The organism is Corallococcus exiguus (assembly GCF_009909105.1).
Taxonomy (GTDB): domain Bacteria; phylum Myxococcota; class Myxococcia; order Myxococcales; family Myxococcaceae; genus Corallococcus; species Corallococcus exiguus.
On the sequence record NZ_JAAAPK010000004.1, the window covers coordinates 704770 to 716843 of the forward strand.

10 protein-coding genes are annotated in these 12074 nt (G+C 72.7%); all 10 read left to right on the forward strand.

The genetic code is table 11. The features are described from left to right. Window positions 1-3: 3 nt before the first annotated feature. The 10 genes from GTZ93_RS19040 (at window position 4) to GTZ93_RS19080 (ending at window position 11757) form a co-directional block, all read left to right on the forward strand. Window positions 4-438 (forward strand): chemotaxis protein CheW, encoded by a 435-nt coding sequence (locus tag GTZ93_RS19040; protein WP_120599992.1) that lies wholly within the window; start codon window positions 4-6, stop codon window positions 436-438. Between the two features lie 4 nt (window positions 439-442). Continuing rightward, window positions 443-811 carry a protein CrdC gene (locus GTZ93_RS19045; RefSeq protein ID WP_139922458.1) on the forward strand — a complete coding sequence of 123 codons (369 nt, stop codon included), beginning with the start codon at window positions 443-445 and terminating at the stop codon, window positions 809-811. Further along, window positions 808-2652 (forward strand): methyl-accepting chemotaxis protein, encoded by a 1845-nt coding sequence (locus GTZ93_RS19050; RefSeq protein WP_139922461.1) that lies wholly within the window; start codon window positions 808-810, stop codon window positions 2650-2652. Before GTZ93_RS19045 ends, GTZ93_RS19050 begins: the two co-directional genes overlap by 4 nt. A gap of 1 nt (window position 2653) precedes the next feature. Next, entirely contained in the window at window positions 2654-4465 is a 1812-nt protein-coding gene (locus GTZ93_RS19055; RefSeq protein WP_139922462.1) for a methyl-accepting chemotaxis protein, read from the forward strand. Beyond that, on the forward strand, window positions 4462-7233 hold the full coding sequence (locus GTZ93_RS19060) for a response regulator (protein WP_161662914.1): 2772 nt from the start codon (window positions 4462-4464) through the stop codon (window positions 7231-7233). The genes GTZ93_RS19055 and GTZ93_RS19060 overlap by 4 nt, the downstream gene beginning before the upstream one ends. Window positions 7234-7343: 110 nt before the next feature. Then, entirely contained in the window at window positions 7344-8402 is a 1059-nt protein-coding gene (cheB, locus tag GTZ93_RS19065; protein WP_139917074.1) for a chemotaxis-specific protein-glutamate methyltransferase CheB, read from the forward strand. Window positions 8403-8413: 11 nt separating this feature from the next. Then, window positions 8414-9667: a CheR family methyltransferase gene (locus GTZ93_RS19070; protein ID WP_139917076.1), complete on the forward strand. Its 1254-nt coding sequence runs from the start codon at window positions 8414-8416 to the stop codon at window positions 9665-9667. A gap of 75 nt (window positions 9668-9742) precedes the next feature. Continuing rightward, on the forward strand, window positions 9743-10612 hold the full coding sequence (locus tag GTZ93_RS19075; protein WP_139917078.1) for a tetratricopeptide repeat protein: 870 nt from the start codon (window positions 9743-9745) through the stop codon (window positions 10610-10612). Beyond that, window positions 10612-10746 carry a hypothetical protein gene (locus GTZ93_RS42855; RefSeq protein WP_014395184.1) on the forward strand — a complete coding sequence of 45 codons (135 nt, stop codon included), beginning with the start codon at window positions 10612-10614 and terminating at the stop codon, window positions 10744-10746. The genes GTZ93_RS19075 and GTZ93_RS42855 overlap by 1 nt, the downstream gene beginning before the upstream one ends. A gap of 66 nt (window positions 10747-10812) precedes the next feature. Then, on the forward strand, window positions 10813-11757 hold the full coding sequence (locus tag GTZ93_RS19080) for a metallophosphoesterase family protein (protein WP_180946040.1): 945 nt from the start codon (window positions 10813-10815) through the stop codon (window positions 11755-11757). The last annotated feature ends 317 nt before the right edge of the window (window positions 11758-12074 follow it).

Genomic DNA, 12074 nt, shown 5'->3' on the forward strand with positions numbered 1-12074 from the left:
CGCATGGCCGCCCTAGAGTCGGAAACGCGTCAGTCCTACCTTGTCTTCGCGTGTGGAAGCAGTTGGTACGCGGTGCCCGCGGAAGCCGCGGCGGAGGTCGTTACCTTCCCCGAGCTGACGCGGGTACCGGGTTCCCCGCCCCACCTGCTGGGTGTGTTCGCGCACCGGGGTGAAGTCATCCCCGTCGTGGACATGAGCCTGCTGGTGGGCGGGGTTACCGCCGGGTCCCGCCGCGCCGTCCTGGTGCGGCTGTCCCGAGGCACCCTCGCCCTCACCGCCAGCAGCGTCGCCGGTGTGTCCGCGCTGATGGGACCGCTGGAGCCCCTGGGCCCCTCGGGCGTGCACGTCCACTTGCGCGGCCCCGTGAAGAGCGGCTCGCGCGACGTGGCCGTCATCGACCCGGAAGGCCTCTTCGATCACCTCAGCCAGGGCGGCTAGCCTCATGCTTCCCGCGGGCCGGGTCGAGGGGACGCTCCTGTGCCACGTGGGGCCGCATCGCATCGCCTTCGAGGCGGGCGAGGTGGCCTCCATCGCCGCGCCGGACGCGGGCACCGTGTCCGCCCACTGGGCCTTCCTGGGGGCCGGGGGCGCCCAGCGCGTGCTGGTGACGGCCACCGGAGGGACGGTGGGCGTGGACGGGCTGGAGATCGACTCGGAGGTGCTGTCCGTGCTGCCGCCCTCGCCGGTGGTGGCGGGGGCCTCCGGAGGCAGCCTGCGCGGCTTCGTCATCACGCGCGGGGTGCTCTGGCCGCTGTTGAGCCTGGACGCCTTCCAACGCTACCTGCGCGGGCTGGACGGGGAGGGCGCATGATGGCGCCGCTGGAAGTGCGCGCCCTGGGCCGCTGGACGACGCGGCCGCGCATCCCGGGCAGCTGCCTGGGCGTGGCCATCGCGTTCCTCCACATCCACCTGTCGCACACGCTGCCGGAGACCGGGCGCACGCCGCTGACGTGGCTGATGTTGGGCGCGCTCGTGCTCTTCATCAGCGTGGGGTACGCGCGCGACACGCGGGCCCTGCGCACGCTCTTCGCGCTGGGCGAGGGCCGGCAGCCCGCCACGTCCGAGCACCTGCTGGTGGCGGTCCAGGAGGTGGCGGCCATCCCCGGCCGCAGCTTCTGGTTCGTGATGCAGGGCTGGCTGGGCGGCACGCTGACGGTGGCCCTGGCCTTCCCCACCCTGGCGGACGTGCCGTGGACGGAGGGCGTGCGGGTGATGGTGCTGGGGCTGTCCATCGGTCCCCTGAGCGCCATGCTCACCTACCTGATGGTGGTGCGCCGCGCGCGGGCCACGTTGGACCGGCTGGTGTCGCTGGGGCCGGCGCCGCTGGAGGTGCTGGCCGCGCTGCCGCCCCGGCGCATGCACATCCGCCGCAGGCTGGTGGTCTTCACCGCCATCGCGGTCCTGAGCCCGTCGCTCTTCATCCTGGACGTGGCCTTCACGCGCACGGTGACGGTGGTGGACGCGTGGACCCAGGCCACCACGCCGGAGGCGCGCATGGAGGTGATGGCGCGGGCGCGCGAAGGAGGCGGGCCGCCCCTGGGGCTCATCGCGGGGATCGTCACGCTGCTCATCCTGGGCACCGCGGCGCTCGCGGGCACGGCGCTGTCGGAGCCCCTGCGCGCCATCACCGAGGACGCGACGCGCATCGCTCGCGGTGAGGTGCGGCCCCCGCGCGTCATCCACGCGGAGGACGAGGTGTGGGCCACCTCCGCGGCCTTCACCCAGATGCAGGTGCAGCTGGTGCAGGCCCTGTCGCAGCTCAAGCGGGCGGGCATTCAAATCTCCTCCACCACCGAGCAGCTGGTGGCCACCAGCACGGAGCAGGAGGTGGGCGCGGACGAGCAGGCCGGGGCGCTCAACGCCACCAGCGCCACCACGGAGGAGCTGGCCCGGTCCGCGCAGCAGATCGCCGACAACGCGGAGTCCGTGTCCACCATCGCGGAGACGACCTTCGGCGCGGCGCAGTCCGGCCAGCGCGGCGCCACCGCCTTCCTGGGCGCCATGCAGCGCATGAAGGAGGACAACGAGGCCATCGCGGAGGCGGTCGTTCGCCTCAACAAGCGCGTGCAGCAGATTGGCAAGGTGGTGGAGTTCATCAACGAGATCGCCGACAAGTCGGACCTGCTGGCGCTCAACGCGGAGCTGGAGGGCACCAAGGCGGGTGAGGTGGGGCGGGGCTTCTCGCTGGTGGCGGCGGAGATGCGCCGGCTGGCGGAGAACGTCATCCGCTCCACGAAGGAGATCGAGGGCCTCATCGGGGAGATCCGCGACGCGACGAACGGCGCGGTGATGGCCACGGAGGCGGGGCTGAAGACGACGGAGCTGGGCACGCTGCTGGCGGCGCAGGTGGACGACAGCCTGAGCCTCATCCTGGAGCTGGCGCGGCAGACGTCGCACGCGGTGCGCAGCATCTCGCTGGCGACGCTGCAGCAGCAGACGGGCACGGATCAGCTCGCGGCGGCCATGGGGGACATCCTCCGCGTCACCGAGCAGAACGCCGCGGCCACCAAGCAGATGGTGGCGGCCAACGCGGACCTGTCCGCCCTGGCGGCGGACCTCCAGCACGTGGTGCGGCGCTTCCATGTCGAGCCGACTGGTGGCGAGTCCACCGGAGCTTCCGGCGGGGCTCCTGGCGTGACGGGAGGTGGGTGACATGGACCACTCCTCGCGCTCGGACTCCCGGCGGGCCGCCTTCAGTCAGCAGCTGATGTTCCCCGTGCCGCTGGCGAACCTGGTGGGCTCCACGCTGGGGCTGCACTTCGCGTCGCTCGTGGTGGGCAGTCCGCTGTCCCAGAAGCTGGGGTCGCTCGTCGTCCTGGTGGTGGGCGTGAGCGCGCTGCACATGCTCCTGGGCGTGGGCGTGTCCCTGCGCCGCTTCCCCCGGCTGCGGGCCCTGGAGCGCGGAGTGCTGCCGCCCACGCCGGAGCACCTGGCGAAGGCGGTGGGCGAGGTGGCGCGCGCGCCGGGTGAGGCGTTCTTCCGCTCGCTGGGGTTGTGGGCGCTGACCACGGGCGTGGTGGCGATGGCGCTCTGGTCGGGCAGGGACCTGTCGGGGCGCGACACCCTGCGGGTCGCGGGCCTGGGGGCGCTGTTCGGTCCGCTCTCGTCGCTGCTCGTGTATGGGCTCGTCACGTTGAGGGCGCGGCGCGGTGTGCTGTGGGTGGCGGAGCAGGGGCTGACGCACGCGCAGGTCATCGCCGCGTTGCCCCGGCGCTCGCGCATCCGCGCGCGGCTGGTGGCCTTCACCGCCATCTGCGTGGTGACGCCCGCGGTGATGTGCGCGCAGGTCGTCACGGCGCTGACGGACCGGCTCTTCAACCGGCTGGTGGACGGGGGCAGCCCGGCCGCGCAGGGCGTGCTGGTGGACGCGTTCACGTCCAGCGCGCTCCTGTGCGCGGTGGTGTTCGGCCTGGCGCTGGCCACGGCGTACCTGGGCGGAACGCTGCTGGGGCGGCCCATGCGGGAGTTGTCCGGCGAGGCGCGCCGCATCGCCGCGGGCGACCTGGCCAGTCCCCGGCTGGTGCCCGCGGAGGACGAGGTGTGGGCGGTGTCCGCGGCCTTCACCACGATGCGCACGCACCTGGCGGACGTGCTCGCGGAGCTTCAGCGCGCGGGCTCGCAGATTTCGGCCACCACGGAGGAGATTCTCAGCACCTCCGGGCGCTACGAGGCTGGCGCCGCGGAGCAGGCCAGCAGTCTGGATGAGACGAGCGCCACCACGGAGGAACTGGCGCGCTCGGCGAAGCAGATCGCGGACAACGCGAGCTCGGTGGCGGAGATCGCCCAGCGCACGCTGGCGGCGGCCCAGGGCGGACAGCGCAGCGCGGAGTCCTTCCTGGGGGCCATGTCGCGCATGCGCCAGGACAACCACGCCATCGGCTCGGCGGTGGGGCGGCTGGACAAGCGCGTGCAGCAGATCGGGAAGATCGTCGAGTTCATCAACGGCGTCGCGGACAAGTCGGACCTGCTGGCGCTCAACGCGGAGCTGGAGGGCACCAAGGCGGGCGAGGTGGGGCGGGGCTTCTCGCTGGTGGCGGCGGAGATGCGCCGGCTGGCGGAGAACGTGCTGGAGTCCACGAAGGAGATTGAAGGACTCATCGAGGAGGTGCGCGAGGCCTCCGCCGCCGCGGTGACGGTGACGGGCGGCGGTGTGCGCGCGGTGGAGACGGGGACGGGCCTGGCGGAGCAGGTGTCCGAGTCGCTTCGCCAGATTGTCGACCTGGCGGGGCGGACGTCGGACTCGGTGCGGATCATCTCCCGGTCCACGCAGCAGCAGCAGGCGGGCACGGATCAGCTCGCTGAGACGATGGCGGACATCCTGCGCATCACCCAGCAGAGCCTCAACGCGACGAAGCAGGTGGGCGCGGCGAACGGGGACCTCCTGGGGCTGGCGCAGGACCTGCGCGGCGTGGTGGAGCGCTTCCAGATCCACCAGGCGACCCTGCGCAAGGGGGGCGGCGGGTGAACCCCAGCGAACGGCTCCTCAAGCAGTTCCGCGACCTGGTCACGGTCCGTCTGGAGCGCATCAACCGCTCCCTGATGGAGCTGGAGTCCGGGGGCAATCTGGAGGCCGGGCAGCGGGTGCTGCGCGAACTGCACGGGCTCAAGGGCGAGGCCCGGATGATGGGCTTCGGCGAAATCAACACGCTCGCGCACGAGATGGAAGAGTTGGTCCGGTGCGCGGAGCCGCAGCGCTACCGGCTGTCGTCGGAGTCCACCGACGCGCTGCTCGCCACGGCGGACACGGTGCTCGCGCTGTCGGGTGCGCTCCAGGCGGGAGAGCCGCTGCTGGCGGTGGAGACGCTGGTGGCGACGTTGCAGCAGCGGGTCATCGTGGAGTCCGCGCGGCCGGTGGAGGGTGGCCGGGCTTCGAAGTCAGAGGGCGCGTCGCACCTCATCGTGGCGGACCGCCGGGAGCCGTCCGGGGCCGTGGTCGTGCCCTCGCACTGGGGAACGCCCGCGTCACGCCCGGACGCACCGGTGGGAGCGGCCGCATCGCAGTTCCTCGCCACGGCCCTCCGGACAGAGGCCTCCGGGAGTCCGGCGGGTACGCACGGAGAGTCGTCCGCCGCAGGGGGCGCACCGGGCACCGCGCTCGGGAGCGCTGCTGCTGGCGCATCCCCGGGCTCGCACCTCGTCCATCCAGGTCACGGAGCGGCACCGGGCGCTGTGCACGGGAGTCCGGGACCTGGCCAGAGCGCGGGCGCCGCACCGGGCTTGCACGGTCTCCATCCGGGAGGCTCGGGCCATTCGCACCTCGTGGCTCCGGTGACGGGAAGCCCGGGGAGCGCACACCTCGTGGCCCCGGTGACGGGAAGCCCGGGGAGCGCACACCTCGTGTCGCCCGCTCTTGGAAGCACGGGGGCGCACCTGGGTGGCGCCGCCGGCGGTTCAGGGAGCGCGCACCTCGTCGGCCCCGCGACGGGCACGTCCTCGAATCCAGCCGTGTCGCCCGGCACGCGGATGGTCGACACCGCCCGCTCGCGCCCGCCCGCCGCGTCGAAGCACGGAACCGCCACGGTGCGCACCGGCGACGTCCGCATGGACACGGCCGTGCGCATCGGCGTGGCCAGCCTGGACATGCTCACCAGCGCGGTCACCAATCTGGGCCAGGTGGCCCGCCGTCGGGAGCTGGCCACGGCGCGCCGCCTGGAGCTCGTGCGCGAATTGAGCGAGCTGGCCCGGTCCGCGGAGGACCTGGGACCCGCGGGCATCGCGCTCGCGGAGCGCCTGGGCCGCGCCAAGGAGCTGGCCGCCACCCTGCACCGCGAGGCCAAGCTGCTCGCCAACGCGGAGCTGCGCGACCTGGATCAGGTGTCGGAGGAGATCCAGGGCCTGCGCATGCTGCCCCTCTCCGTCCTCTTCGAACCCTATCCCCGCATGGTCCGCGACCTGGCGCGGGAGCTGGGCAAGGAGGTGGAGCTCGTCGTGGACGGCGAGGACACCCGCGCGGACCGCTCCGTCGTGGAGGCCCTGCGCGAACCGCTCATGCACCTGGTCCGCAACGCGCTGGACCACGGCCTGGAGACGCGCGTGGACCGCGTCGCCTCTGGCAAGCACCCCCGGGGCTGCCTCACCCTGCGCGCCGCCCGCGAGGGCAGCCGCATCATCCTGCGCGTGGAGGACGACGGCGCGGGCATGGATCCAGCGCTCCTGCGGCGCGTGGCCGTGCGCCGGGGCGTGCTGGACGAGCCCGCCGCCAACGCCCTCTCCGACGCCGCCGCGCGCGAGCTCGTCTTCCTGCCCGGCTTCACCTCGCGCGAGGTGGTCACCGACCTGTCAGGTCGGGGCGTGGGGCTGGATGCCGTGCGTACGTCCCTCCAGGCCCTGGGCGGCGACGTGGGCGTGGAGTCCGCGCCCGGCTGGGGCACCATCTTCACCCTGCGCGTCCCGGTGTCCCTCACCGTGGCGCCCCTGCTCTTCGTCCAGGTCTTCGACGAGACGCTCGCCCTGAGCGCCGTCCACGTCTCCCGCGCCCTCAAGGTGGACGCCTCCGAGGTGGGAGAGGTCGCCGGCCGGCCCATCCTCCGGATGGAGGGACGCGTGCTGCCCTTCGCCTCGCTGGCGTCGCTCCTGGGGCTGGCCACCGAGCGCCCGGCCCGGGAGGGAGAGCTGGTGCTGGTGGTGAAGGGCCAGGGCATGGAGGCCGCACTGGCGGTGGACCGGGTGCTGGAGGAGCGCGTCCAGGCCATCCTCCCCTTGAAGGGCATCCTCGCGCGCTACCCGCACCTCACCGGGGCCACGTCGCTCGCGGACGGGCGGCTGGCCATGGTGCTGTCCGCGGCGGCGCTGGCGGCGGCCGTGCATGGCACCGCGCCCCTGAAGCTCGCCCGGCCCCCGGTGCGCGCGCCCGCGCCTCGCCGCCGCCGCATCCTGGTGGTGGACGACTCGCCCCTCACCCGGGAGCTGGTGGCCAACCTGCTGGAGGCGGTGGGGTACGACACCCTCCGGGCGGCGGACGGACCCTCGGCGCTGGAGCAGCTGGGGCAGGAGGGGCCTCCGGTGGAGCTGGTCGTCACCGACCTGGAGATGCCGGAGATGGACGGCGTGGAGCTCACCCGGCGCCTGAAGGCGGACCCGGCCCGGCGCGGACTGCCCGTCGTCATCCTCACCACCCGGGGAGGGGAGGCGGACCGGGCGCGTGGGTTGGCGGCCGGGGCGGACGGCTACATCACCAAGGGCGACCTCGTCCGCCAGGACCTGGTGGACGTCGTGGGGCGGCTCCTGGCCTGAAGTCCCCGAAGGCTCCGAGAGGCTCGGCGCCGCCCGGAGAGCCGCCGGGAGACGCCCGGGGCCCATCGCATTGCTATACTCCCGCGGCGCGTACGGGGTATTGAACGGACATGGGCAAGAAAGTGACGGTGCTGGTGGTGGATGACTCGGTCATCTGCCGTCAGCTCATCAGCGCGGCGTTGAGCGACGACCCGGACATCCTGGTCGTCGGCACCGCCGCGAACGGCCAGGAGGCCGTTGCCCTCACGAAGGAGCTGCGCCCCCACGTCATCACCATGGACGTGGACATGCCCGTCATGGACGGGCTCACGGCCGTGGAGCACATCATGGCCGAGTGCCCCACGCCCATCCTGGTGCTGACGGGCGATCCGCGCTCGCAGGCCCCCGCGCTGACGTACCGCGCGCTGGAGCTGGGCGCGCTGGCGCTGCAAATCAAGCCCTCCATCGACGCGGGGCCGGAGGCGTGGAACCTCACCAAGGAGGTGAAGCTCATCTCCTCCGTGCGCGTCATCCGCCACGTGCGCGGCCAGAAGCGCGGCGCGCCGGGGACTCCGCACACTCCGGTCGCGGTGCTGCCCGCGGCCTCCATGGGCATCGTCGCGGTGGCCGCCAGCACGGGCGGCCCGCAGGTGCTCTACCGGATGCTGTCGGAGCTGCCGGCGGACTTCCCGGCGCCCATCGTCATCGTCCAGCACATCAACGCCGCCTTCTCGGAGTCGCTGGCCAGCTGGCTCGCCAACGCGAGCAAGCTCAAGGTCCGGCTGGCGGTGGACGGGGACACGCTGCAGCCGGGGCTGGTGCTGGTGGCGCCGCCGGATCAGCACATGGTGGTGCCCGTGCGAGGCCGCGTGGCACTCAAGCCCGGCGTGGAGCGCGACGGGCACATGCCCAGCGGCACCGTGCTGCTGGAGAGCGTGGCCAAGGTCTACGCCCGGCGCGCGGTGGGCGTGGTGCTCACCGGCATGGGCGCGGACGGGGCGGACGGGCTCCTGGCCATCAAGCAGGGCGGTGGGCTGGCGCTGGCGCAGAACGAGGAGTCCTGCGTGGTGTTCGGCATGCCGGGCGCGGCGGTGGAGCGCAAGGCGGTGGACCACCTCATCCACGGCGATGACGTCGCGGCCACCCTGGCGCGCCTGGCGCGCGGAGAGTCGCTGGCCGCAAGCCGCTGACCTCGCGCGCCATGACGTCCTCTCCCGAGCGCTGGACTCCCGTCCACGCCTGGCTCCAGGCCCACACGGGCATGGCGCTGAGCGGGGCCCAGCAGCGGCGGCTGGACGCGCGGCTGGACGCCCTGGGACACGGGCAGAGCGCGACGCGGCTGGTGGCGCACCTGCGCACGCCCACGGGAGCGGCGGACCTGGCGCGGTTGGTGGACGCGGTGGCGGTGCACACGTCGGAGGTGTTCCGGGACGAGGTGCAGCTGTCCGCCTTCCGCGAGCACGTGCTGTCGCCCCGGGTGCAGCGCTCCAAGACGCCGCTGCACGTGTGGAGCGCGGGCTGCGCGGCGGGCGAGGAGGTCGCCACGCTGCTCCTCCTGATGGCGCAGGAGGGCGCGGATCCCTCCAGCCGCGTGCTGGGCACGGACATCTCCGAACAGGTGCTCACCCGGGCGCGCGAATTGAGCTTCCTCTCGGATGCGCTCCGGCGCGTGCCGGAAGCCTCGCGCTCCCGCTACTTCGAGCCGAAGGGCCGGCGCCACTCGCTGGTGGCGTCGCTGCGCACGCAGGCGGAGTTCCGGCGCCACAACCTGATGGAAGCCCCGTATCCGGAGGCCCCCGGGGGCGGCGGGTTCGACATCATCTTCTGCCGCAACGTCCTCATCTACTTCACCCCGGAGGCCTTCCAGCGCACGGTGCGGAGCCTGAGCGAGCGGCTCGCGCCCGGCGGAGTGCTGGTGCTGTCCGCCGCGGAGCCGCTGCTCCAGGTGCCCCCGGAGTTGCGGCTGTTGCCCAGTGAGCACGCGTTCTTCTACGTGCGCGAGGACGCCGCGCCCGCGGAGCCTGTCCGGCCCAAGCGGGAATCTGGCCGGTTCCCGAGCATCGCCACCGGGCCCGCCGCGCCGAAGCCGGAAGCTCCGGCGGTTCCGCCCCCGGTTCCGCCCTCGGTTCCGGACGAGGCCGCGATGGCGCAGGCGGACTGGCTCTTCTCGTGCGTGCTGGACGGGGCCTCCACGGGCGTCCCGGACGAGAAGTCCGAGCGCGACCTGCGCCGGTGCCTGGACCTGGATCCGGACCACGTCGCCGCCCGCTACCTGCTGGGTCTCCTGCTGGAGCAGTGCGGCCAGCCCGGCGCCGCCCTGGAGGCCTACCGCCGGGCCCTGCGGGCGGTGGAGTCCGGGCGGGCGCGGCCGGTGCCCTTCTTCCTCAACCTGCCCCGGCTCCGGGTGGCCTGCGCCCGGGCGGTGGAGCGGCTGGAGGCGGAAGGGGCGCGCTGAAGGGCAGGGGGGCGGCCGGGCGCGATGGAAACAGAAGCGGCGCGCGGGGCACTTTGGACCTAGGATGCGCGGCCCATGCGCAGGCTCGTGCTCTTCGCCTTGTTGACCGCTGCTGTTCCCGGCTGTTTCTACCCCGCCGACCGCGGCCGTGCCCTGGAAGCCAAGGTGGACCGGCTGGGCGCGGACAACGCCAGGCTGGCCACGGAGCTGAAGGAGGCGCGCGACCAGCTCGCCGTCACCCAGCCGAAGCTCGACGAGAAGATCGCCCAGGTGACGCAGGCCCTGCAGAGCCTGGACACCGCCGCGCGCCGCAAGGACGCGGACATCGGCGTGCAGTTCCAGAAGACGGTGGAGGACCTGGCGCAGCTGCGCGGCCAGGTGGAGACGTACCTCTACAAGATTGGTGAGCTGGAGGCCGCGCTCGGCAAGAGCACGGAGGAGACCAACCAGCGGCTGCTGGCGCTCCAGGGCACGGAGGCGGTGAAGGAGGCCGAGGCCAAGAGGAAGGCCGAGGAGCTCCAGCGCCCCACGACCGCGAAGGACTTCATCGCGCTCGCGCAGGACAAGGCGAAGGCCGGCGACACGCTGATCGCGCGCCAGCTCTACAACGAGTTCGTGAAGAAGTGGCCCAAGGACGCGCTCGTGGGCGAGGCCCACTTCGGTCTGGGCGAGACGTACTTCACCGAGTCCAAGTGCCGCGAGGCCCTTTTCGAGTACGGCAAGGTGGTGCAGGACCACACGAAGACGCCGTCCGCGCCGGACGCGTACCTGCGCTCCTCCGACTGCTTCCTGAAGCTGAAGATGAAGGAGGAGTCGAAGCTGGCGCTGGAGGAGCTGGTGAAGAGCTACCCCAAGTCGGACGCGGCCAAGACGGCGAAGACGAAGCTGGCGGAGCTGGACAAGAAGCCCGCGCCTGCCCCCGCGCCGAAGAAGGCGAAGAAGTGATGAGCCCCCGCGCTCCCCGGCTCGCCGCGCTGGCGCTCCTGTTGCTCCTGCCGCTGGTGGCGGGGGCCGCGCCGAAGAAGCTCGTGCTGCTCTTCACCGGAGACAACGGGGGCGAAGTCGCCCCCTGTGGTTGACGCCACAACCCGTCTGGCGGTCTGGCCAGACGAAAGACGGTCCTGAACGAGGAGCGCGCGAAGGGCGTGCCGGTGCTCGCACTGGACGCGGGCAACGCGCTCTTCAAGACCCTGGCGGATGGCCAGGAGGCGAAGCTTCGCGCGGAGCTGCTCCTGGAGCAGCTGGACGCGCAGGGCTACGCGGCCATGGCCGTGGGCCAGCGCGACCTCGTGCTGGGCGTGGACTTCCTGAAGAAGAAGACGAAGGGTGCGAAGCTGAAGCTCGTGTCCGCGAACCTCGTGGACGCGAAGGGACAGCCGCTCTTCCCCGCGTCGGTGGTGACGACGGTGGGCGGGCTGAAGGTGGGCATCATCGGCGTGTCCCCGGCGTCCGCGGACCCCAAGGCTCCGGCCGGCGGCTCCGAGGGCACGGCCTTCCTGCCCGAGGGTGTCCGGGGTCTGCCGGTGGGCCCGGCGGTGACCTCCGAGGTGAAGCGCCTGCGCCAGAAGGAGCAGGTGTCGCTGGTTTTGTTGCTCGCGGCGGTGCCCTACGTGGAGGCCGTGAAGCTGGCCCAGGGCGCCGAGGGCGTGGACTTCGTGCTGCAGTCGCACGACGGCCGGGGCGTGGGCATGGCGCAGCGCCAGGGCGTGTCCACGCTGGTGCCGCCCGGAGAGCGGGGCCGCCAGGTCGCGAAGCTGGAGCTGTCCGTGGAGGGCGCCGGTCCCTTCGCGGACCTGTCCGAGGCGAACCGCGCCCGGGAGAGCCAGCGCATGGTGGAGGCGAACATCGCGCGGGTGCAGGAGCGCCTGAAGGTGGAGAAGAACGAGGACGCGCGCCGCTCGCTCCAGGAGACGCTGACCTCCTTCGAAGCACGGCGTGACGCCCTGGCCCGCACGGCGGCGGCGCAGGGCCCGACGACGGGGCGCACGTACTTGCTGACGTACCTGCAGCTGGGTGCGGACGTGGCGTCGGATGCCGCCGTGCAGAAGCAGGTGGAGCGCGTCGAGCCGCCCGGCTCCGCGGGTCACTGAGCTTCCTCGCTCGCGGCCAACCCCGTCCATCCTGGGACGGGGGCGGAAACACCTGTTTCATCCCCTGTCGCGGGATGTGTCACGCCCGTTCCAGCCCTGCTGGAGAGCAGGCGGGCCCGGGGGCGTGGAACGCGTGGCAGGTCACTCTTCGACCGAATAATGTGATCAACAGGTTTCTGGCCTCCCCCACGCTGCTCGCACGACGAGTGGCAGGCCGCGCGTGATCGACATTTGCCGGCACTGACCCGAGGGCCCCGCGTCCAGATTTCCGGGCGTCCCTCCGGGCCGTGTCGCGTCCAGAGTTCGGAGTCATTTCG